This is a genomic window from Microtetraspora glauca (genome assembly GCF_040656155.1).
GTDB classification, from domain to species: domain Bacteria; phylum Actinomycetota; class Actinomycetes; order Streptosporangiales; family Streptosporangiaceae; genus Microtetraspora; species Microtetraspora glauca.
Map to the genome: position 1 here is coordinate 1 of NZ_JBFALK010000005.1, position 22,142 is coordinate 22,142.

Annotated in this window: 16 protein-coding genes; 12 read left to right on the forward strand and 4 right to left on the reverse strand. The window is 71.2% G+C overall.

Annotated features, from left to right (window positions below):
- The coding region (locus AB0I59_RS11135) for a hypothetical protein (protein WP_358132060.1) at positions 1 to 251 on the reverse strand (251 nt) is incomplete at its 3' end.
- A gap of 1,481 nt (positions 252 to 1,732) precedes the next feature.
- Between AB0I59_RS11135 and AB0I59_RS11140 the strand changes: the two genes are divergently transcribed.
- The 6 genes from AB0I59_RS11140 (at position 1,733) to AB0I59_RS11165 (ending at position 11,317) form a co-directional block, all read left to right on the forward strand.
- A complete protein-coding gene (locus AB0I59_RS11140; RefSeq protein ID WP_358132062.1) occupies positions 1,733 to 2,377 on the forward strand; it encodes a sensor histidine kinase in 645 nt (214 codons plus the stop codon).
- Between the two features lie 117 nt (positions 2,378 to 2,494).
- Positions 2,495 to 5,059 (forward strand): class III lanthionine synthetase LanKC, encoded by a 2,565-nt coding sequence (gene lanKC / locus AB0I59_RS11145; RefSeq protein ID WP_358132064.1) that lies wholly within the window; start codon positions 2,495 to 2,497, stop codon positions 5,057 to 5,059.
- Positions 5,060 to 5,063: 4 nt separating this feature from the next.
- Positions 5,064 to 5,192 (forward strand): SapB/AmfS family lanthipeptide, encoded by a 129-nt coding sequence (locus tag AB0I59_RS11150; protein WP_358132066.1) that lies wholly within the window; start codon positions 5,064 to 5,066, stop codon positions 5,190 to 5,192.
- Positions 5,193 to 5,622: 430 nt separating this feature from the next.
- Positions 5,623 to 7,587 carry an ABC transporter ATP-binding protein gene (locus AB0I59_RS11155; protein WP_358132068.1) on the forward strand — a complete coding sequence of 655 codons (1,965 nt, stop codon included), beginning with the start codon at positions 5,623 to 5,625 and terminating at the stop codon, positions 7,585 to 7,587.
- On the forward strand, positions 7,584 to 9,251 hold the full coding sequence (locus AB0I59_RS11160; RefSeq protein WP_358132070.1) for an ATP-binding cassette domain-containing protein: 1,668 nt from the start codon (positions 7,584 to 7,586) through the stop codon (positions 9,249 to 9,251). The genes AB0I59_RS11155 and AB0I59_RS11160 overlap by 4 nt, the downstream gene beginning before the upstream one ends.
- Positions 9,248 to 11,317: a prolyl oligopeptidase family serine peptidase gene (locus tag AB0I59_RS11165; RefSeq protein WP_358132072.1), complete on the forward strand. Its 2,070-nt coding sequence runs from the start codon at positions 9,248 to 9,250 to the stop codon at positions 11,315 to 11,317. Before AB0I59_RS11160 ends, AB0I59_RS11165 begins: the two co-directional genes overlap by 4 nt.
- On the opposite strand, the gene AB0I59_RS11170 is transcribed toward AB0I59_RS11165, so the two are convergent.
- Positions 11,305 to 11,955 carry a response regulator transcription factor gene (locus tag AB0I59_RS11170; protein ID WP_061259624.1) on the reverse strand — a complete coding sequence of 217 codons (651 nt, stop codon included), beginning with the start codon at positions 11,953 to 11,955 and terminating at the stop codon, positions 11,305 to 11,307. The two genes, AB0I59_RS11165 and AB0I59_RS11170, sit on opposite strands and share 13 nt — an antisense overlap.
- 908 nt (positions 11,956 to 12,863) lie before the next feature.
- Here AB0I59_RS11170 and AB0I59_RS11175 point away from each other — a divergent pair.
- Both AB0I59_RS11175 and AB0I59_RS11180 read left to right on the forward strand, forming a co-directional pair.
- Positions 12,864 to 13,850 carry a hypothetical protein gene (locus AB0I59_RS11175; RefSeq protein WP_358132075.1) on the forward strand — a complete coding sequence of 329 codons (987 nt, stop codon included), beginning with the start codon at positions 12,864 to 12,866 and terminating at the stop codon, positions 13,848 to 13,850.
- A gap of 155 nt (positions 13,851 to 14,005) precedes the next feature.
- The gene (locus AB0I59_RS11180) at positions 14,006 to 14,851 is read left to right on the forward strand and encodes a hypothetical protein (RefSeq protein ID WP_358132077.1); all 846 of its coding nucleotides are present in this window, start codon (positions 14,006 to 14,008) and stop codon (positions 14,849 to 14,851) included.
- A gap of 93 nt (positions 14,852 to 14,944) precedes the next feature.
- On the opposite strand, the gene AB0I59_RS11185 is transcribed toward AB0I59_RS11180, so the two are convergent.
- A complete protein-coding gene (locus AB0I59_RS11185; RefSeq protein ID WP_061259627.1) occupies positions 14,945 to 15,451 on the reverse strand; it encodes a DinB family protein in 507 nt (168 codons plus the stop codon).
- Between the two features lie 311 nt (positions 15,452 to 15,762).
- The gene (locus AB0I59_RS11190; protein WP_358132079.1) at positions 15,763 to 16,392 is read right to left on the reverse strand and encodes an LUD domain-containing protein; all 630 of its coding nucleotides are present in this window, start codon (positions 16,390 to 16,392) and stop codon (positions 15,763 to 15,765) included.
- Between the two features lie 114 nt (positions 16,393 to 16,506).
- Between AB0I59_RS11190 and AB0I59_RS11195 the strand changes: the two genes are divergently transcribed.
- The 4 genes from AB0I59_RS11195 (at position 16,507) to AB0I59_RS11210 (ending at position 22,130) form a co-directional block, all read left to right on the forward strand.
- Positions 16,507 to 16,905: a winged helix-turn-helix transcriptional regulator gene (locus AB0I59_RS11195; RefSeq protein WP_358132081.1), complete on the forward strand. Its 399-nt coding sequence runs from the start codon at positions 16,507 to 16,509 to the stop codon at positions 16,903 to 16,905.
- A gap of 69 nt (positions 16,906 to 16,974) precedes the next feature.
- Positions 16,975 to 17,106 (forward strand): hypothetical protein, encoded by a 132-nt coding sequence (locus AB0I59_RS11200; protein WP_358132083.1) that lies wholly within the window; start codon positions 16,975 to 16,977, stop codon positions 17,104 to 17,106.
- Between the two features lie 67 nt (positions 17,107 to 17,173).
- Positions 17,174 to 19,033 (forward strand): RNA ligase family protein, encoded by a 1,860-nt coding sequence (locus tag AB0I59_RS11205; protein WP_358132085.1) that lies wholly within the window; start codon positions 17,174 to 17,176, stop codon positions 19,031 to 19,033.
- A gap of 4 nt (positions 19,034 to 19,037) precedes the next feature.
- Complete coding sequence (locus AB0I59_RS11210; RefSeq protein WP_358132087.1) at positions 19,038 to 22,130, forward strand: poly(A) polymerase; 3,093 nt, start codon at positions 19,038 to 19,040, stop codon at positions 22,128 to 22,130.
- The last annotated feature ends 12 nt before the right edge of the window (positions 22,131 to 22,142 follow it).

The window sequence follows — 22,142 nt, forward strand, 5'->3', positions numbered from 1 at the left end:
GTGAGGCGTTCGTTCGCGCGGGCGGCACGTGATCCGGTGGCGCGGGCCAGCCACGCCCCGATCGAGCGCCGCCCGAACAGGTGGTGGCCTTTCCCTGCCTCGGCCACCCGAACCCGGGCGGCCAGCGCGGCTTCGGCCAGATCGATCGCGCGTGCCAGCGCCACGATCTCCGCCATCGCCGCCTCGGTGTCCTGTGGTATCCGCTGGAGGTCGGCGGCGATCTCCTCAGCGCGGCGCAGCAGGTCCGCCACCGCCGCCCCGGCAAGTCCGGGATCGGGCCGGTCCCCCCACCCAGGGGGGTGACGGTCATCCCCGCCAGCCGGGGGCGCGTCGGCCGGGCCCGGCGTGTCTCGGCGGTCCTGCCACATCCCGTCCCAGGCTGACGCGTCCCCGCTCGCCTCCCTCGCCTCCTTCGCCTCCCTTACCGGCCGCGACCGCTCAAACCAGCGGCCTGCCCCTGCCATCACCTGTCCGGCAGGACCGGACTCCGCAGCAGCGATGAGGTCAGGCCGGCCGGCGGCGGGCGGGGGCGAAACCGGCCGGCGAAGACGAGAACGGTCGAGCAACAGCACGGCGCCGTACGCGTCACCGGCGAAACGACCGGCCCCGGCCGGCGGCCTGTGCCGCCGGTGCGCACGCCGCCCCAAGGAGGACGGCGGCAGCCCACATGACTCCTCTGAGCCCTCCGCGTGACGTGACAGCAGCACGCCACCCGAAACAATCATCCGATTACGCCTCCCTTCCCTCTCTCACCGCTTAGCCCACCGCAAATATATCGCTCACACGTTCTATAAACAACTCTCGGTAGTCACACATGTACTCTTTGTGCGCAAGCTGTTGAATGTCACTTTCGAGCGAGCGAGAGTTCCGTCGGGCACGGGCGCTTCATACGCGCAACATCGCCGGAGATCCGCGGCTGACGTCCAGATCACATCCAGACCAGGCATCCAAACCAGGCATCCACACCGGCATCCAGACCTGTGCCTCTTACCCAGCCCCGCCCGAGGGCCCGTGTTTTGCCGGGGAGCCATGCGAAACCCGGCGGCCCCTCAGAGACGAGCCCGCCGCGGACACGCCCGAGCACCCTCTCCGGTGCCCCAGAACGCCCCACGCCGAACCACACGCAACCTTCGAGCCAAAGCCCCGCAGCACGCGAGAGTCGCGTGAAACCAGGGGCCCCTTACGGGCGAACCTGTCGCGGGCACCGCCCGAGCGGCCTCGACAGCACCCCAGAACGCCCATACCGACCGCCCTCCTGGCCGGACCGCGTTCTTGTCGAACCAAACTGGTCGGACCGCACTTCCGCCCGAACCGGACCTGGCCGAACCGGACCTGGCCGAACCGAACCCCTTGCCTGTACCAATCCGCCTGGCCGAACCGAACGCCTTGGCCATACCGAACGCCTTGGCCGTACCGAACGCCGGACCGTACCGAAACCCGTGGTCGGAGTGGACACGTCGTGCGGGAAGCGCGTTCGCCGCGCGGCGGGGTCCGTGCGCGACAATCACCAAATACTGCGATATATGCGTTTTGGCGGTATTCGATGCCGCAGCGGCGAGCGAACCTGACCGTACGGGTTATCTCTCTGAAATAACCGTGAAGTCCGGCATTTCATAGATGCCGCAACCTAAAATAACAAGGTCGTTCCCGGGGCGTGAGCAGGGAGGGCCCGCGTGTGCCTGACGCGATTTTGATGGTTCTGGCATTATTAACGATTCTGTTCTTGTGTACGGTGATTGTTCTTCTCCATCGCATAGAGCAGCTGAACGCCAGAGCCGCGGAGATCGCGCGCCAGGCTGTCATCAAGGCGCGGGAGCTGTTCGCTGACGACGTCCACGACCTCATCGGAAGCCGGCTGTGGCTGGCCGCGCTGCGGGGTGAGATGGCGCGGCGCCTGGCGGATGAGGGTTCCTCGCTGCGGGCCGAGCTGGCGGAACTCGTCACCTCGATCCACCAGGCCGCCAGCGAGATCCGCGACATCGCCAGGACATATCGCGAGATCTCCCTGAAAACGGAGCTCTCGCACGCCCGCGCCGTACTGAGGGTCTTCGGGATCGACTGCCGGATCGTGGGAGCCGAGCTCGCGCCCGCCACGGCGGCCGACAAGGTGCTGGCCGTCATCGTCCGCGAGGCGATCGCGAACGTGCTGCGGCACAGCAAGGCCCGGATCTGCGTGATCGAGGTGTCCCGCCACGGCGACCGGGTCCGTCTCACGATCGAGAACGACGGGGTGGAGCCGGCCCAGGGCTCGGAGAACGACTGGGAACTGGCCGGCCTGCGCCGCCGGGCCACGATGGTGGGTGGCACGGTCGAGGTCATCGCGGACTCGGCCGACCGGTTCCGGCTCTCGGTCGAAATCCCTGAGCAGCTCAGATGACGCCGTACCGGTCGCGTTGATGAGAAACGCACATGCCATCGATGAACCGTGTAACTAGACCGGACGCGTGACCATTCGCCATTCTCTCTTTAGCGATAAACGGGGAGATGGCGGCATATGGATGATTACGAGCTTTACTGTCTGGCTGATTCGTTGTTCTATGACACACTTGATCAGAAGACTGCTGATTCTTCGGGTTTTTCCGTCTTGTCACTGGAAGTCCCTGACAGTTGGTTTCATCAGGCGACGGACACGTGGATGTACTACGCGCCGGTCGATGTCGACCGGCTGCCCTCCCAGGGGTGGAAGATCCATGTGTCCGCGTGCCTGGCCGACGCGGAACGCGCGGTCCGGACAGTGTGGGACTACTGCCTGCCCAGGAACGTGGCGTTCAAGTTCCTGCGCAGCGAGTCCGTCTTGGTCATGCACAACTCCAAGGCCGCGTCGCGGGCGTCGAGCGGAAAGCTGGTCACGATCTACCCGCAGGACGAGGCCCAGCTGGAGCTGGTGCTGAGCGAGCTCGACGAGCTGCTGCGCGGAGTCGAAGGTCCGTACATCCTCAGCGACCTGCGCTACGGCGACGGCCCGCTCTTCGTCCGGTACGGCGGATTCGCCGAGCGGCGCTGCCTGAACGCGGGCGGCGAGATGGTGCTCGCCATCGAGGACGGCGAGGGCCGGCTCGTCCCCGACGTCCGCGGATCCACCTTCTCCGTTCCTTCCTGGATCGAGCTCCCCGCCTTTCTCGAACCCCACCTGGCCGCCCGCAACGCCGTCACCACCGCGGGCCTGCCGTACGAGATCGAGAGCGTGATGCACTTCTCCAACGGCGGAGGCGTGTACCTCGGCAAGGACCTGTCCACGGGTCGGCGCGTGGTGCTGAAGGAGGCGCGGCCGCATGCCGGGCTCGACGCGGCCGGACGTGACGCGGTCGCCCGCCTGGAACATGAGCGGGACATCCTGCGGCGGCTCGCCGGACTTGAGTCGGTGCCGGCGCTCCTGGACCACTTCACCATCGGAGAACACCACTTCCTGGTCGAGGAGTTCGTCGACGGCAACCCCCTGCAGCGGCTCCTCGTCCACCGCTATCCGCTCACCCGTACCGATCTCGCCCCCGACGCGCTGGCCGGCTACACCGAATGGGCGCTGGACATGGTGGCCAAGGTGGAGCGGGCGGTCAGCTCCCTGCACGAACGCGGAGTCGTGTTCGGTGACCTCCATCCGAACAACATCCTGGTGACCGACGAAGGCCGGCTGGTGCTGATCGACTTCGAGGTGGCCACGCTCGCCGAGGACCGGGCGCGCCCGGCGCTGGGCCATCCCGCCTACGCCGCGCCGTCCGACCGGCTCGGCACGGCGAGCGACCAGTACGCGCTGGCCTGCCTGAGGCTGGGCATGTTCGCTCCTCAGACCACCATCATGGTGCCGATGCACCGGGGGAAGGCTCGTCATCTGGCCCGCCTGGTCACCGAGACGTTCCCCGTCCCCCCGGCAGTCGTCGAAGAGGCCGCGCACACGATCGCGGACGACCGTGACATGGCGGAGCCGCCCGATCCCGGCGACTGGCCGGAGATCCGCGACGCCCTGCGCCGTGCCGTACTGGCCTCCGCCACCCCCGACCGCGACGACCGGCTCTTCCCCGGAGACGTGGCGCAGTTCCGGCCCGGTGGCGGGCTCAACCTCGCCCACGGCGCCGCGGGAGTGCTCCACGCTCTGGCCGAGACCGGGGCCGGCCGCTTCCCCGAGCACGAGGACTGGCTGCGCAAGCGGGCCGTCACCCCGCGATCGGGCACCGCGATCGGCTTCTACGACGGGCTGCACGGTGTCGCCCACGTCCTGGAACGGCTCGGACACCGGCAGGACGCCCTCGACGTCATGGACATCTGCCTGCGGGAGCGATGGGAAGGGCTCGGGCTCGGCCTGTACTCCGGACTGGCGGGAATCGGGCTGAACCTGCTGCACCTGGGCGAGACGACCGGCGAGGGGAAGCTCCTCGACAAGGCGTACGAGATCGTCCACGCGTGCGCCGGCCGGCTCGGCGGCGCGGACGACGTGCCGGACGTCAGCGGCGGCTCGAATCCCCGCGCCGGGTTGATGTTCGGCTCGTCGGGGCCCGCGCTGCTCTTCCTCCACGCGTACGAGAGGACCGGCGACGCCGCGCTGCTGGAGCTGGCCCGCGTCGCGCTGCGCCAGGATCTGCGGCGCTGCGTGCGTGCCGCGGACGGATCCCTCCAGGTCGACCAGGGCTGGCGTCACCTGCCCTATCTCGACGAGGGCTCGGTCGGCATCGGCCTGGTCCTGGCCCGATATCTGACCCATCATCCCGATGAGGGCCTCAGCCGCGATCTGGACGACCTGCTCGCGGTCACCCGGTCCGCGTACTTCGTGCAGCCTGGCCTGTTCACCGGCCGGGCCGGCGTGATCGCGTCACTGGCCATGGTCCGGCGCTCGGATCCCGGGCTCGGCGCGCAGATCCGCGGGCTGCGCTGGCACACGCTCCCGTACGGCGAAGGCCTGGCCTTCCCCGGGGACCAGCTGTTGCGGCTCTCGATGGACTTCTCCACAGGAACGGCGGGCGTCCTCTTCGCCCTGGGCGCCGCCCTGCACGAGGAACAGGTGTTCCTCCCCTTCAGCCAGCCGCCTGGCCAGCGGCTCCCGTCCGAACGATCTTGGAAGGAGGTGTAGACAAATGGTTCTCCTCGATCTTCAGGGTATGGAGACCCCCGGTGGGGGCGGTCACGGCGGCGGCAGCACGCTGACCGTGCTGACCTGCCAGTCCGGCAGGCCGAGCAACCTCAGCCTCGTCCTCTGCCACTAGAGGCAGGTCATATGACGGTCGCCGTCATGGCGACCACTCGGGCCCTGGGCACTGCGCCCAGGGCCCGACCCAGGATCAGGCGGGTGAGAATCCGCGCCCGAAGAGTTTTGATCGCTCGGGAAGTCCCCGCCCGGCGAGCCACGCGCTCGGCGCGCTTCCCGCTCGCACGGGACGCTGTACGGAAAGTCGTACGGAACGTCGTACGGACTGGCACCCGAGACGGCGGGCGTAACGGCGGGCGAGATGTGACGAACCGGCGGACGGGATATCGGACGCTGCCGCAAGCACTTCCCCACCCGCTCCCCACGCACTCCCCCACGCACTCCCCCACGCACTCCCCCACGCACTCCCCCACGAACTTTCCCGCGCTGGGACGAACTGGAACGCACTGGCGAACGGACTTCACGCACGACGACGACGAGGAGGACGGATGGAGGCGGCAGATCGGCTCGTGGTCCGGACCATCCGGCACGGCGGCCCGTGGCTGTTCGTCCTGGCCGTCGCGTCTGTCGGCGGATCGATCCTCGAGCTGGCTCTCCCGTACGTCATCGGCAGGACCGTCGACGGCCTGGCCACGGGCGGGGCCGCCGGATCACCCAGCGGTTCCTTCACGGGCTCCCTCACGGCACCGCTCACGACGTCCCTCACCGGCTGCGTCCTCGTCCTCGCCGGGGTCGTCGCCTGCGACAGCCTGCGCGTATGGGCGGCCGGCGCGACGAGCGCCCACGCGTCGGCGTGGTTGCGCCGCCGGATCACCCGGCACGTACTCGGCGCCGGTCCCGCGATGACCCGCCGCTTCCCCGAAGGCGACCTCACGACCCGGCTGGGCATGAACGCCGAGGAGACCGGACGCGCCCCGGAGGCGGTGATCACCGGCGCGTCTCTGCTGGTCCCGACGGCCGGCGGCCTCGTTGCCCTCACGCTCATCGACCCGGTGTTGACGCTCACGCTCGTCGCCGGGCTCGTCGTGATCCTGCTCGTCCTGCGCGCCTTCCTGCGGGACACCACCGCGGTCGTCGCCGCGTACCAGGAGGTCCAGGGCGGCATCGCCGCCCGCCTGGTCACCGCACTGTCCGGCGCGCGCACGATCGCGGCCGCCGGCACGACGGACGGGGAGATCGCGCGGGTGCTCGCGCCGCTCCCCCGCCTGCGCGCGTACGGCATGGACCTGTGGCGGGCGAACGCGCGGGCCGGGGTCCAGACCGGCGTGGTGGTGCCGCTGCTGGAGGTGGCCGTGCTCGTCGTCGGCGGGCTGCGCCTGGCCGGAGGCGATCTCACAGTCGGCGAGCTGTACGCGGCGGCGAGGTACGTGGTGCTCGGCGCGGGGCTCGGCTCGGCGCTGGGATACATCGGGCGGCTGGCCAGGGCACGATCGGCAGCCGGACGGGTCGGGGAGCTCTCGGAGGAGCCTCCCCTGCCCTACGGAACACGCGAGCTGCCGCCCGGCCCCGGCACGCTCGAGTTTCGCAGTGTGGCGGCGAACGGGTTGCGCGACCTCGACGTCGTCATACCGGGCGGGTCGGCGATCGCGGTTGTCGGCAGGTCCGGCTCCGGGAAGTCGGCGCTCGCGGCACTCGCGGGCCGGCTGGCCGATCCGTCCGAGGGGGCCGTGCTGCTCGACGGGGTGCCGGTGCGGGAACTCTCCCGCACAGCGCTCCGCCGGGCGGTCGGCTACGCCTTCGAGCGGCCGGTCCTGGTGGGCGACACCATCGGCGACGCGATCGCCCTCGGCCTCGGGATCCGGCCCGCCCGCGCCTCCACTCCCACCTCCGCTCCCACCTCTGCTCCCTCCACTCCCGTCTCCGCCTCCGCCTCTGCCTCCGTCTTGGCCGCGACGCGGGCGGCGTGCGCCGACGAGTTCGTCCGGCGGCTGCCCCAGGGATACGGGACCCCGCTGAGGGACGCGCCGATGTCGGGCGGGGAGAGGCAGCGGATCGGGCTGGCACGCGCGTTCGCCCAGGGCACCCGTCTGCTGGTGCTGGACGACGCGACCTCCAGCCTGGACACCCTGACCGAGCGTCAGGTCAGCGCCGCGCTGACCGGGGAACTGGGCGGGCGGACCCGGCTGGTCGTGGCGCACCGGGTCGCGACGGCGGCTCGGGCCGACGCGGTGCTCTGGCTGGAGGACGGACGGCTGCGCGGTTTCGACCGCCATGAGGTGTTGTGGTCCGCGCATCCCGGCTATCGCGCCGTCTTCCAGGCACACGTCTCCGAACCGGCCCCGCATTCCGTCACAGACCACACCCGATCCCGGGCACGCGCCTCCCAACCGGCCCCGCATTCGGCCCCCGCCACGAGCCCGACACCGAATTCACCCCAGGTACGCGTTCCGGACACGGCCACGGAGTGGGCGGAGCGCTCAGGGGCGGATCACTCAGGGGCGGAGCACTCATGATCTGGCGGGCGTTGACGCGGGAGCCGTACCGGCTGGTGCGCCTCGCCGGATGGTCACTGGCGGAGGCGCTGCCCGCGTTCCTGATCGGGCACGCCATCGCCCGCGCGATCGAGGACGGCTTCGCGAAGGGAAAGCCGCTGACGGGCCTGGCCTGGCTGGCGTTGCTCGGCGGCGCGTGGCTGGTTGCGGCGGTCGGGGCGCGGCAGGTCGTGCTGGCGGTCGCCGCGATCGCGGAGCCGTTCCGCGACGAGCTGCTGACCCACGTGGTCGGCGGCACGCTGCGCCGTGCCGCCGCCCCTCCCTGGCGGCCGGGCGCGGCGTCGGTCGCGCGCTCCACTCTCCAGGTCGAGCTGGCCAGGGACGCCTTCGCCGCTGTGATCACGGTGGTCCGGTCGTTCGCCTTCACCGTGGTGAGCGTCGTCCTGGGCATGCTCACGCTGCTTCCGGAGATGGTGCCGCTGGTGCTGCCGCCGTTCGCCGCGGGGCTGGCGGTCTTCCTGATGTCGCTGCCCGCCATGGCCCGGCGGCAGCGCGCCTTCCTCATCGCCGACGAGCGCCTGGCGGAATCGGTGAGCGACATGGCGGGCGGGTTGCGCGACATCGCCTCATGCGGCGCCGAGGCCCGGGTCGCCGCGGACGTCGGCCGCCGGATCGCGGCGCAGGCCGATGCCGCGCGCTCGGTCGCCCGCGTGATGGCCGTACGCACGGTGTCGCTCGGAGTCGCGGGCTGGCTGCCCGTCCTTCTCGTACTCGCCTTCGCGCCGGGGCTCGGCGCGAGCGCGGGCGCCGTCATCGGAACGCTCGCCTACGTCGTCCAGTCGCTCACCCCGGCGCTCGGCGGCCTCGTCGAGGGGCTCGGCGTCAGCGGTGTGCAGCTGATGGCGTCCGTCTCCCGGATCCGGGAGACGGCGGAGGTCCCGACTCCCGCGCGGGGACACGCGCGGCCGAGCGGCACGCGGGTCGAACTGCGCGGCGTGACGTTCGCGTACGGGCCGGGCGCGGAACCGGTGATCTCCGGCCTGGACCTGTCCCTGCCGGAGGACGGCCATCTCGCCGTGGTCGGGCCGAGCGGTCTCGGCAAGTCCACCCTGGCGGCGCTCATCACGGGATCGCTCGCGCCGTGCTCGGGAGAGATCCGGGTCGGCGGCGTTCCCGCCCGCGACCTCGATCCGGCCACCCGCGTCCTGATCCCCCAGGAGGCGTACGTCTTCCACGGCACCCTCATGGAGAACCTCACCTATCTCACCGACGCCTCACCACACGCCGTACAGCGAGCGGTCGACGAGGTGGGGATGACGGATCTGGCCCGCAGGCTCGGGGGCCTCTCCGCCGAGATCAATCCCGCGACCCTGTCGGCGGGGGAACGCCAGCTCGTCGCGCTGGCCAGGGCCTACCTGTCTCCGGCCCGTCTCGTGATCCTGGACGAGGCGACCTGTCATCTGGACCCGGCCGCCGAGGCACGGGCGGAGACGGCGTTCGCCCGGCGCGGCGGCACCCTCGTCGTCGTCGCGCACCGGCTCACCTCGGCGTTGCGGGCCCGGCACGTGCTGCTCATGGACGGCGTCCGGGTTCGACTCGGCACGCATGACGAACTCGTCGCCGTCTCTCCGCTCTACACCGATCTGATCGGCCAGTGGAATCCCGACGTGAAGCAGGTGTCATGAGATATCCCTATGTGGAGCGCCGGCCCGTCGTCGACCGGCTGCACGGTGTCGCCGTACCGGACCCCTATCGCCGGCTTGAGGACGCGGCCGACCCCGAGACCATCAGATGGCTGACCGCGCAGGACGACCTCTGGCGCGCGCACGCCGCCACACTGGCCGGCCGGGATCGCCTGCGCGCGCGGCTGACCGAGCTCGCCGACGCCGGTCTGGTCACCGCGCCGCTGTGGCGGGGCGAACGGGCGTTCTTCCTCCGCCGTACGGCCGGACAGGAGCACGCCGTGCTCCATGTGACCACGCCCGGCCTGGCCGACGCGCCGTGGCGAGACGAGGTCCTGCTCGACCCGTGGACGATCGACCCGACCGGTCTCACCACGCTCGACGCGTGGCAGCCCGACCCGGACGGCCGGCTGGTGGCGTACCAGATCTCCCGCCGGGGGGACGAGCGGGCCGAGCTGTACGTCATGGACGTCCGCACGCGGCGGGTCGTCGACGGGCCGATCGGCCGCAGCCGCTACTCCCCCGTGGCCTGGCTGCCTGGAGGGACGGGCTTCTTCTACGTACGGAACGAGCCCCGCGGGGTCTTCCTGCACCGGGTCGGCGTCCCTGACGACGTCCTGGTCTTCGCCCGGGAGGGGGTCACGTCCTACGGCCTGGAGATCAGCCACGACGGCCGGTGGCTGGTCGTGTCGGCGTCCCGGGGCTCCGCGTCCCGCAACGATCTGTGGCTGGCCGATCTGTCCGCCGGCCGTCCCGAGCGGCCGGACCTGCGGGTCGTGCAGGAGAACGCGGACGCCCGGACCGCGGTGACCGTCGGCGGCGACGGGCGCCTGTACGTCGTCACCGACCACGACGCCCCCCGGATCAGGCTGTGCGTCGGCGATCCCGCGACCCCCGACGTCTGGAAGGACCTGGTCCCGGCCGACCCGGAGGCGGTGCTCGCCGACTTCGCGGTCCTCGACGGGACGGCGCCGGGCCGGCCGCTGCTCCTCGTCACCCGGATCCGGCACGCGATCAGCGAGATCGACGTCCTCGACCTGGTCACCGGCGAGCGGCTCGGCTCCGTGCCACTCCCCGGAGCGGGGACCGTCGGCCCGCTGTCGGTACGGCGGGGCCACGAGGCGTGGTTCACCTACACGGACCACGTCACACCGCCCGCCGTGTGGCGGTTCGACGCCCGCACCGGCGAGACCGTGCCCTGGAGCGTCCCCGGTCCCGGACCGGCGGCCGTACCGCGCCGGTCGGCCCGGCCCGGAGCGGGCGAGGCCGGGGTGGAGAGCCATCGGCTGCACTGCGTGTCGGCGGACGGCACGAGGGTGCGGATGGTCGTCATCGCGCGCGCCGGTCTGCACGGGCCGAGGCCGGCGATCCTCTACGGCTACGGCGGGTTCGGGGTGTCGCTCACCCCCGCGTACGCCGCCGACACGCTCGCGTGGGCCGAGGCCGGCGGCGTGGTGGCGGTCGCCATGTTGCGGGGCGGCGGCGAGGAGGGCGAGGAGTGGCACCGCGCCGGAATGCTGGAGCGCAAGCAGAACGTCTTCGACGACTTCGTCGCGGCGGCGGAGAAGCTGATCGCCGACGGGTGGACGACCCCGGACCGGCTCGGGATCTGGGGCGAGTCGAACGGCGGACTGCTCGTGGGCGCCGCCCTGACCCAGCGCCCCGAGCTGTTCGCCGCCGCCGTCTGCTCCGCCCCGCTCCTCGACATGGTCCGCTACGAGCGTTCCGGTCTCGGCCCCGCCTGGCGGGGTGAGTACGGCTCGGTCGAGGACCCCGACCAGTTCCGCGCCCTGCTGGCCTACTCGCCCTATCACCGGGTCAGGAAGGGCGCGGACTACCCCGCCACGCTCTTCACCGCCTTCGGCGGGGACACCCGCGTCAACCCCGCGCACGCGCGGAAGATGTGCGCCGCGCTCCAGTGGGCCACCGGAGGCGACCGGCCGATCCTGCTCCGGCACGAGGGCGACGTGGGCCACGGGTCCCGTGCGGCGAGCCGGTCCACCGCGCTCGCGGCGGACATGCTCGCCTTCCTCGCGGCCCACACCGGGCTCCTCCATCAGGGGCGGTAGCGCACCATGCCGATGTCGCTGCCCGTCTCCGGCCACAACCAGCCGCGTTCGAGAGAGATCCTGATCGCCTCCACGCGGGTGCGGGCGCCGACCTTCGGCAGGATGCGGCACAGGTAGTTGCGTACCGTTCCCGGCGACAGGAACAGCCGGTCGGCGATCTCCGTCACCGTGGACCCTTCGGCGGCGACCTGGAGGACGTCGAGCTCCCGTGAGGTGAGCGGGTTCTCCGGGGCGTGGAGAGCGGCGAGGGCCAGTTCGGGGTCGATCACCCGCTCCCCGCGCGACACCCTGCGTACGCAGTCGACGAGCTGCTGGGCCGACGCGTCCTTGACCATGAAGCCGCGGGCCTGCGCCCCCAGCGCCCGCCGCAGAGCCGCCGGGGTGCCGAGCCCGGTGAGGATCACCGTCTTGCAGTCAGGCACCCGTTCGTACAGCTCGGCCGCGGCCGTCAGGCCGTCGATCCCGGGAAGGCAGATGTCGAGGAGCGCGACGTCCGGCCGTCGCTCCTGGGCGAGTGCGACGATCTCGGTGCCCTGGCCGGTCTCCGCGACCACCTCCAGATCGTCCTCCGTGGAGAGCAGCGCCACGAGGGCCGATCTGACGAGGTGCATGTTCTCGGCTAGCAGTAGACGGATCAAGCCCGTTCTCCTTATGCGCCTTCGCAAGGCTCGGTTGCACGTGAATTCTCTCCCCCCGATCCGCACAGCTTGTCGTCCCCCCAGCGGCCGTGCCTACTCCGTTCGGAAATATATCGTTATCATCCGCCGCGACATCGAAATAGCGTGATCTAGCGGGATTCTCTCTCCAGTCACACCTGACTCGGCGGACCGGATTTCCCCATCGATTTACGGTCGGATTTACGGGCGGATTCAATCGCCGGCCGACCGGACGGCTCATGCCGCCTCGACGTCGTACGGCACCTCGATCACACGCACTCGACAGCCGTCCGAGCTGCGCATACTCAGGCTCTCCCGCGCCCGTTCGATCGCGTCGGGGGGCTACGTGGTCGGCGACGGCGAGCGAGGAAGCGCGGACCGGGGGCGGTCCCACCGCGATGCCCCACCGAGCCGATATCGATTTCCCGGAGCAGAGAATTCGGACAGTCAGCATTCGATCCCGCAAATCCCTGAAAGCCGGACCAATCATCATTGATCACAGTATTTCAAGTGCAAATGTGGGACTCCAACCAGAAGGGTATCGGTACGGAATACCCGTCGCGATCACTCCGGGATCGCGCGATTCGACGGTTCACGACGATCGCCGTCCCGGCCCCCCATCGATCCACCCGCCAGAATCGGTCGGTTTATGGATAGGTGTGCTGATACACGGCGAAGTGTGCAGACACGTACCGGAACACGGCGGAGCGTGTCGCGATGTTTCGTAGCGTGTCGTGATGCGCCAGACCGGGTGCGATGTGTTCGCCCGCCACGGTGGAGACCGCTCCTCCATCGCGATCACGCCCCGATGCCGTCGATCTCTGGCGGCCCGGCCGACGATCTCGCTATCATGACGCGGCATCCAGATCTTGACAACGACAGAGGAACTCGTGTCAGGAAAGAAGCCGAAGAAGCGGAAACGCTCAGGAAAGAAGCCTCCCGCCGGACGCACCCCCTGGTGGAGGAAGAAGGCGCTGGCGATCGGAGCGGCGGCTCTGGCGGCCATCGGCGCCGCGATCACAGGCGTGATCCAGAACGTGGCGGAAACCGCGGCCAACAAGGCCCTGGGGCTCGACGAGACAGCGGCGGCGACGCCTTCCCCCACCGACACGCCCGTCCCCACCCCCACGGGAAAGCCCATCACCGTCACCAAGGTCACGCCGATACACCGCAGTAACGACGCCACCTGGATTTCGGGCGCGGTGGTCGACGCCGCGACCGTGGCCCGGATCAACGGTGAGATGAAGGCATTCGGCGGGTACGTGGCCGACGAACGCGCGGACGCTGTGATGCGGGCCGCCGGCGCGGTCGAGGCGACCTCCTCGACGGTCGAGTTGGAACTGACGGGCAACCATCCGAAACCCGTGCGGATCACCAACGTGCGCACCGTCTCGCAGTGCGACGAGCCGCTGAAGGGCACCGTGTTCTTCTCGGGGCCGCAGGGAACGTCCGACACGGTCCGCATCGGATTCGATCTGGACGAGACGTCGCCGATCGCCCACTATGCCAAGCCTGACCCCAACGACGGCCCGCCCATGCTGTACGGGGACTACTTCGCCGACCACAAGTACACCCTGGAGCAGGGCGAGCAGACGACGTTCCGCCTGGCCGCCCGTACGTCCAAGAAGTACTGCGAATATCGCTTCAGGTTCGAACTCATCGTCGACGGCAAGCCGGCGGAGCAGATCGTCCCCGAAGACGGGCCGCCGTTCAAGGTGACGGCCGAGGTACGAAAGGGCGAGTACGCGCTCGCACCCCTGGACTGCTCGGCCTATCGGAGCCGCTATGTCAGCAAGATCTTCTATTCGGGTCCGACCACGTCACCCGACTTTCCGGCCTGGATTCCCATGAGCAAAGCCCAGTCGGTGTGCGGGTGAACGTCTGCCTCCCGCGAGCCGTTTCCCGCCCGGCCGGACGTCGTGACCCGCGCTCGGGAATCGAGGCGTCCGGTCGTGCACAGGTGCGGTCCTCCCCCGAACGACCGCGCCACATGAACCGGCCGCGGCGGGAGGTCGCGCCGAGAGATCGCACCGTGCCGTTTCGCCGACTGCTCGCCGTCGCCGCCGTGGCCGGTGTCGCCGCCCTGCTGCTGAGCGGTTGCCAGAACAGCGGACCCGGCCCCGCGCCATCCGCTCGGCCGGAACGATCAGAACGATCCGGCCGGCCCGAACGAGATGCCCGTCCGGGAGTCACGGTCGAGGTCGTGACGACCAAGAAGCTCTACGTCGATCTCGACCTGAAACAGAGACTCCAGTACGTCAAGGTGAGCGGAATCGGCGATCCGGCCCTTTCCCAGAAGATCAATGAAAGGCTGCGCGGCGCCGCGGAGGAGATCCTCGACGATTTCCAGGACGACCTCAAGGACCTTCCCATGGGCGAGGTGAGAGAGGGGTCGACCCTGAGCTCGACGGCGACGGTAGGGTTGCGCGGCCCGCGGGTCGTCTCTGCTTATTACCGCTTCTCCACCGATGCCCCGGAACTGGGTCGTGTCCCTTTCATGACCCGCACATCGCTGGTCATCGACCTCGCGACGGGCCGCGAACTGACCGTCCGGGATCTGCTGGCGCCTCGGGTCCGCACGGCGGAAGGAACGACAGACTTCGCGCGGGTGCTCACCAGGTCCGGGCCGGGTGGAAGGCTCTGCGAGGAGAGTCCTCCGGACACCCGGCCACTTCAGCCCAAGGACATCTTCTCCGGCAAGCCCGAAGAGCACGTGGTGGACGTCTTCCCCACGGCCGAGGGCGTCACCTTCACCCTCGCGCTGTGGAAGCTCGGCTATCCGATGTCCTGCAACGGCCAGGCGATCACCGTGCCGTACACGAACCTGGCCGGGTTGCTCGCCCCCGCTCTGGGCCCTTCACCGCATCAAGGCGGGTGACCGTCCTCGCCGGGCTGCTCGTGCCCGCCGTCAGCCCCTGGACCGCGTCGAGCATATGATCGCGCCGCCCGTGACCTACTCGCCGCCCGTGACTTACTCGCCGGTCGCGCCGTCGACGCGCTCGCGCAGCAGGTCGGCGTGGCCGTTGTGCCGGGCGTACTCCTCGATCATGTGGACGAGGATCCACCGGTGGGAGCAGTCCTGACCGTGGCGCTGGCTCTTGCCCACAGCGTCCAGCGGGACTCCGGCCGACAGCTCGCGGGCGTGCTCGATCTCGGCCTGCCAGACCGCGAAGGCCTCCTCGGCCGAGGCGGTGTCCACCTCGTCGAAGTCCGCGTCCGGGTTGACGTCCTTGCCCCACAGGCGGGGGGCACCCTCGCCGTTGAGGACGTTCCTGAACCAGACCTGCTCCACATGGGCCATGTGGCGGACCAGGCCGAGCAGGGACATGGTCGACGGCGGCGTCGAGCGCTCCCGGAGCTGCTCCTCCGACAGACCGGCGCACTTCACGGCGAGGGTCCCGCGATGCCATTCGAGCCAGTTGTTCAACATGGCCCGCTCATCGCCGATGAAAGGGGGAGGAACGCGGTTGTCAGTCATGCCTCGCAACGTAGCGGCCATACCGGCCTGACAACGAACCGAATTGCGGCACCGCACCTGCACCGCACCCGCACCGCACCTGCGCCGCACCCGCACCGCATCCGCACCGCATCCGCACGGCACCCGCACCGCGCCGGAACCTGCCCGGCGGTCCGGCTCGAACGAACCCCCGCTCGGGCGATGCCCGGCCTGATCTGCGCCGACCTCGTTTGCGCGGCGCGCTATCCCCGTCTGTCGGCAGGCCGCCGCCCGGCTCCACTCCCGGCGGCCCGACGCGCCGAGCGCCGGGCGGAGGGTGACCTGCGGGTCGATCAGAAGCCGATGGCCTCGCGGACGAGCACGACGGTGCCCCGTTCGGGCATGGCCTCCCGCTCCAAGATGAGGATCTTGCCGATGAACGAGGTCTGCCCGTACAGGTCATGCAGCCGGCGCCATTCCCTTGGCAGGCTGTAGGCGCGGATGCGGCGCAGGCCCGCCTCCTCGTCGGGCACCACCTTCTGCGCGCCGACCACCCAGACCGCCTGGCGGGCGCCCGAGGCGTACGGCGCGATCTGGCTGCCGCTGGCGGAGGCGACGAGCATGCGACCGTCCTCGGTGACGGCGTGCACGCTGCCGACGACCACCTCGGGAGTCGCCCCCAGCCGGATCCTGGCCTGCACGTCGTCACCCAGGTCACCGGACCGGGCCCGCACGGACTGGTACTCACCGGACTCGTCGATGTCCTCGGCGATGCCGGAGAGCCGAAGCGTCTCGCTCGAGGCGGTGAACACCTCCCGGTCCCGTGGTACCAGGTCGGCGACCAACTTGCGCGCCTCTGCGGCGGTGTCCACCAGGTGTACGGCATAGCCGTGGTCGCGCAGAGCGGCGGCGGCGCGGCCGAGCCGATCCTCGCCCGCCGGGTCCGCGAACGCCTCGTCGATGGCGGGGGCTTGTACCGTCATAACGGTTCCTTTCAGGAACTAACCGGATGTGTGGTAACTGGCCTCATTCTCAGGAACCATGGACGTGGAGCGGAAGACGGCACCTTTTCCTGCCTCGGTTACCTGGAGAGAACCTTGACCGCAGACACCCACCCGTCCATCGGCGATCGGACCCACGAGCTCATGGCGGCCCGCGACGACGCCACATGCCGCGTACGGGAAATCCTGGACCGGGTCGGCGACAAGTGGTCGCTGGCCGTCGTCGCCGAACTCGGCAAGGAAGGGCGGCGCTTCACGGAGCTCAAGCGCGCGGTTCCGGGCATCAGCCAGCGCATGTTGACCGCGACGTTGCGCGGCCTGGAACGCGACGGCCTGGTCCTGCGCACCGTGCATCCGGTCGTGCCGCCCAGGGTCGACTACGCGCTCACCTCGCTGGGGCGGACGTTGCTCACCACGGTGTGGGCGCTCATGGACTGGGCGCTGGAGCACATCGACGACATCGATCGGGCCCGCAGCGAATACGACGCCCGATAGAAGGTCCTGAAGACCGCCCCGAAGACGGCCGTAGGCAACAACTCCCCCGATGCCGACATCCCGGGCACCATGCACGAGAACCTGCTCACCGCCCTGCTCGGCCCGCCCCGCGCCGGGACCATCGCGTACGGTTCCACGCTGGGCCCGATCCGGTGGTCGCCCTGGACATACGGCGGGCGAGGTCACCTGGCCGCGGATTAATCGATGGATTCGCCCTTTCCCCTCTCGTACAGTCACCGGGGCACAACGTCGTCACGGGGGGCACACCATGCGAGTCCACTACCCTCGCACCCCGCATCTGCCCTGGTCGCCAGGAGCGACGACGGACGACCTGCGCGCCGGCGGCCTGTCCGGGCTCGTGGGACGTGAGGTCGTCGTCACCGAGAAGCTCGACGGCGAGAACACGACCATGTATTCGGACGGGCTGCACGCCCGTTCCCTCGACTCGGCGCACCATCCGTCCCGCGCGTGGATCAAGGGCCTGCACGGCAGGATCGCCCGGCACATCCCGCCGGCCTGGCGGGTGTGCGGGGAGAACCTCTACGCCCGGCACTCGCTCGCGTACCACGATCTGGAGAGCTGGTTCTACGCCTTCTCGGTGTGGGACGGCGACCGCTGCCTGGACTGGGACGAGACCGTGCGCTTCAGCCGGCGGCTGGGAGTCCCGGTCCCCGCGGTGCTGTGGCGCGGTGTCTGCGACGAGCGCGCGTTGCGGGCCCTGCGCCTGGACACGGCGCGGCACGAGGGATACGTGGTACGGACCGTCGAAGGGTTCCGGCGGGAGGAGTTCGCCCATCGCGTGGCGAAATGGGTGCGTTCCGCGCATGTAACGACCGACGAGCACTGGATGCTCGCGCCCGTCGTGCCGAACGGCCTGGGCCCCGCCGCCGCTCTGTGGGAGGTTCGTTCGGGGGCCGGTCCCGCCGTGCCGTCGCTCCTTGCCGCGCTGGGGACGGCGATCGACGAGCTCCGCCAGGCCACCGCGCCTTCCGTCGAGCCCGCCGTACCGGAGCGGGCGCTCATGGAGCGGGCCGAGGCGGCGGTCGCCGACGTCTCCGCACGGCTCGACGTGCTGGGACGGTCGGGGGACGCCCGGCTGGCGGGCGTGCTGGCGGCGCTGTTCGACGACGCACGGCGGCCCTGGCTGGCGGCCCGGCTGGTGGCGCCCCTCGGCATGGGGCTCGCTCGGCGGGTCGCCGATCTGGCCGGGCTGCACGCCCGCCTGCGCGATCCGTACCCCGAGGAAGCGCGCAGGACCGGGCTGGTACGGCTGGCCGGAGCCGCCGACCTGGGCGTCCTGCACGCGGTCGCCGCCGCCGCCCTGGCCGGGCGCCACGACGACGGATCCCTCGCCGCGCGAGAGCAGATCGCGTGGTCGGAGCTCCACGCCGAGGACGCGGGGCTGCTCGGCGAGGCGCCGCTGCGCCCGCTGCGCGAGGGACTGCGCGCGGCGCTCGGCGGATGCGGCCCGTACGCGGCGGACCGATGCTGGGCCGAGGCCCGGGAAGCCTACGCACTCGGCCGGATCTCCTCACCGGAGGAGGCCGTGGCGGCGACCTGGCGGTGGCGATCGGGCGCGTTTCCCCGGCTCGTCATCATGGTCGGGCCGTCGGGCACCGGGAAGAGCACCTTCGCCAGGAACCTCGTCACCACAGGCACCACCGGCAACGCCGGCACCGATAGAGGCACCGATGGAGGCGTCCGCCCGGCCACCCGCGCCGACGCCGTCGTCTCGCTCGACGACCTGCGTGCGGCCCGTGGATCCCGGTCGGACCAGCGGGCCAATCCCGCGATCCTCCGCGAGGGCCTGCACCTGCTCGACGAGCTGCTGGCCGGCGGCGGGACAATCGTCTGGGACGCCACGGCACTGAACCGGCGACAACGCTCGCTGGTGCACGCGGTGGCCCGCCGTCGCGACGCGCTGACGACGCACGTCGTCATGCTGGTGCCCGACGGCGAGCTGGCGCTGCGCAACAGCGGCCGCGCGAACCCGGTACCACCGGAGGTGCTCTCGGCCCAGCTCCGGCGCTTCGCCCCGCCCTTCCCGTGGGAAGCGCACCGCACCTGGTACGCCGGGCCGGACGGACGGGTCCACGACACCGCCGGAGCCCTCGACAGTACGGACTGAGCCCATGCGAACAAGCGAAGAGATCTATCACCGGGTCCGCTGGGATCCGCGCTTCGATCCGGCGCGCTTCGTGCTGGGGATCAACGTGCGGGCGGCCGCTCCCACGCGAGTGCCGCTGCCCGCGTTCGTGCCCGGAGGCGACATCCCCTGGCACCGGATCATGTTCGTCGAGGCGGATGGCGAGGTGGTCTGGGATCGGGCCTCCGGCCTCGACCTCCTCGACTCGTCCCAGGCGGGCCGGGTACGGGAACCGCGCAGGTTGCGGGAGCCGTCCTTCACCGCGTGCGTGCCGTACGTGTGGGACCCGCTCACCGGTTGGAGTCCGGCCCCGGCCGTACAGGCGGGGATGCCCCACGTGCCGGGCGCGTCCGGGGCGCGCCTGCGTGTGCTGACCTGGAACACCCTGTGGGATCGCTACGACAGCGACCGGATCGACACCGCCGGGCGCAGGCCGCTGCTGCTGGAGGCGCTGGAACGGGCCGACGCCGACGTCATCGCGTTGCAGGAGGTCGAGACCGGGCTGCTCGACATGCTGCTGCGGGCGCCGTGGGTTCGCTCCGCGTACACGCTGGGCTCCGATCCGCGCGGCGGGGACGTCGACGACAGCGGGCTCCTCCTGCTCAGCCGCCTGCCCGTGCGGGAGGCGGGCCGGCATGCCCTCGGCCCGCACAAGGCCGTCGTCGCCGTCACGGTGGAGTCCGCGGCGGGGCCGATCGTGGTGGCCGGCACGCATCTGACCAGCGACCATTCGGAGGACGGCCCGGCCCGGCGCGGGGCCGAGCTCGACCGGCTGGCCGAGGTGCTGCGCGGCGTGGAGGGTGACGTCATCCTGCTCGGCGACCTCAATGACGGGGGAGGCGGGCCCGCCGACGTGCTCGGCCTGCGCGACGCCTGGACCGAGGTGCACGGGCTCGACGACCAGACGCCGACCTTCGATCCACGGGCCAATCCGCTGGCGGCCGTCTCCTCGCTCTCCGGCCGCGCGTCCCGGCTCGACCGCGTACTGCTGCGCGGTCACGACCTGCGGGCCGGCGCGGCGGTTCTGCGGGGCGACTCCCCCGCGACGCCGGGCGGGCTGTTCGTGTCGGATCACTACGGCGTCGCCGTGGATATCGTCGTCGGCGAGAACGAGTACGGGCAGGGCACGCGGGCCGGAGTTCTCGACGCCCGGCCCACCGCGCGGACGGCGGTGGCGTGGATCCCGCCGGAGGAGCTCTGGCCCGCGATCCAGGAGATCCGCGAGGAACACGACCCCAAGGTCGGCAGGTGGCCGCCGCATGTCACGGTGATGTTCGGTTTTGTACCGGAATCCGATTTCGAGGAGGCGGCGCCTCTCGTGGCGGCCGCCGCGGCCGCGACCGCTCCGTTCACCGCACTGCTCGAAGGCGTGCGCGCCTTCCGTCACCGTGACGGCTCCACGGTCTGGCTGGACCCGGCCTCCGCCGGGCGTGAGCCGTGGGTGGAACTGCGCGACGCGCTGGAGCGTGCCTTCCCCCGCTGCCGGGGCCGCGCGGAGGGCTACACGCCGCACCTCACGCTCGGCAGGGCCCGCGATCCGGAGCGCCTCATCGACGAGTGCGCGGCACGACTCGGCGGCGGGCCGGTGCGTGTCGACGAACTGGTCCTGCTGTCCCGCCGAGGCGAGGAGCCGATGCGGCCCAGGGCGACCGTCGCCCTGGGAACCGGCGACGTGCGCTGGATCACTGACAACACGCGTGAACCCGGCCCACACGGCCCGGCCGGGCGCGCAGGCGGGACTCCCGGCGACGTGCCACGAGCGGCCGGTCGCGGCCCCGGCGGACAGGGGACGGTCGAGGACATCGGGGTCCCCGGGGGACCGGCGGCGCGTGACGTCGTGGAACGGCTGCGGGTCTCGCTGGCCGGAGGCGTGGTCCACGTCGCCGGATCGCGCCGGCTGGGGTGCGCGCTGCCCGGTGCGGACCTCGACCTGGTCGTGGCGCTGCCCGGTGAGCCCGATCTCACGGACGTCGAGGCGCGCGTGGCGGCGGCGCTGCCGGAGGCGACGGAGACGCGGCGCGTGGTCGGCGCCCGGGTCCCCGGGCTGCGGACGCGGGTCGGCGGTCTCGGCGTCGGTCTCGACGTCGATCTGGTCGTCGTCCCGACCGCCGGGATGCCCCCGGCCGAGGCGGTGGCCCGCCGTACCGAGCTGGGAGAGGAAGCGGCGATCGCCCTGAGCGCGATCAGCGACGCCGACGCCGTCCTCGCCGCCGTCGGCGTGGACGCTGCCGCGTTCACCCGGCTGGCCCGTGAGGTGAAGGCATGGGCGAAGGCGCGCGGGCTGGACTCGGCTCCGTTCGGCGGCCTTCCTGGCCTGGCCTGGGCCGTCCTCGCGGCGCGAACGGTTCGGGAGGCCGGGGATCTCCCGCCCGGCGACCTGCTCGGCCACTTCTTCGGCATGTGGGCGGCATGGGACTGGCGGCGGCCGGTCAGCCTGTGGCCGGAGGCCACCTCGGGCGCGGGGCAGGAGACACCGCCCCCGCCTGGCACGGCACCGGACGGAGGGCAGGAAACGCCGCCGCGACCTGGTACGGCACCGCGCCGAGGGCGGGAGACACCACCGGATGACGGCTGGGGCGCGGCTGTACAGATCATGACTCCCACGGCCCCGGTCCGCCTGTGCAGCGAGCAGGTCGGCGCCGGCTGGCGGGATCTTCTGACGCGGGAGCTCTACAACGCCTGGGAGACCACGGAGGCGGCGGCGGAGGCCGGCCGCGATCCCCTGGCGGAGCTGCTGTCGCCGCCGCCGCTGCATCGGCGGCACGCCGCGTGGGCCGTCGTGACCGTACGGGCCGGGCGGGCGGAGGAGTTCGGCGTGACGCTGGGGCGGGTCCGGGGCCGGATGCGGGCGCTGCTCGCCTCTCTCGAACGCGCGGGAATCCAGGACGCGCATGCCTGGCCCCAGCCGTTCGACGCCGGGCAGGGACGGGCTCGGTTCGCCATCGGGCTCGGGCGCACCCCGCCCGACGCGGCCGGGCTCGCCGAGGTGACGGGGCCCTGGTCCGCCGGACTGCGCGGGGTCGGCGTGGAGTGGGCCGAGTGCGGCGCCGTGCCGACGCTCGGCGGCGCTTCTCGATGATCGAGGGCAGGT

Coding starts and splice junctions, on each gene's coding strand:
- lanKC (WP_358132064.1), top strand. CDS start 2,495: ATGGATGATTACGAGCTTTACTGTCTGGCTGATTCGTTGTTCTATGAC.
- AB0I59_RS11155 (WP_358132068.1), top strand. CDS start 5,623: ATGGAGGCGGCAGATCGGCTCGTGGTCCGGACCATCCGGCACGGCGGC.
- AB0I59_RS11210 (WP_358132087.1), top strand. CDS start 19,038: ATGCGAACAAGCGAAGAGATCTATCACCGGGTCCGCTGGGATCCGCGC.
- AB0I59_RS11185 (WP_061259627.1), bottom strand. CDS start 15,451: ATGACTGACAACCGCGTTCCTCCCCCTTTCATCGGCGATGAGCGGGCC.
- AB0I59_RS11190 (WP_358132079.1), bottom strand. CDS start 16,392: ATGACGGTACAAGCCCCCGCCATCGACGAGGCGTTCGCGGACCCGGCG.
- AB0I59_RS11205 (WP_358132085.1), top strand. CDS start 17,174: ATGCGAGTCCACTACCCTCGCACCCCGCATCTGCCCTGGTCGCCAGGA.
- AB0I59_RS11150 (WP_358132066.1), top strand. CDS start 5,064: ATGGTTCTCCTCGATCTTCAGGGTATGGAGACCCCCGGTGGGGGCGGT.
- AB0I59_RS11160 (WP_358132070.1), top strand. CDS start 7,584: ATGATCTGGCGGGCGTTGACGCGGGAGCCGTACCGGCTGGTGCGCCTC.
- AB0I59_RS11165 (WP_358132072.1), top strand. CDS start 9,248: ATGAGATATCCCTATGTGGAGCGCCGGCCCGTCGTCGACCGGCTGCAC.
- AB0I59_RS11200 (WP_358132083.1), top strand. CDS start 16,975: ATGCACGAGAACCTGCTCACCGCCCTGCTCGGCCCGCCCCGCGCCGGG.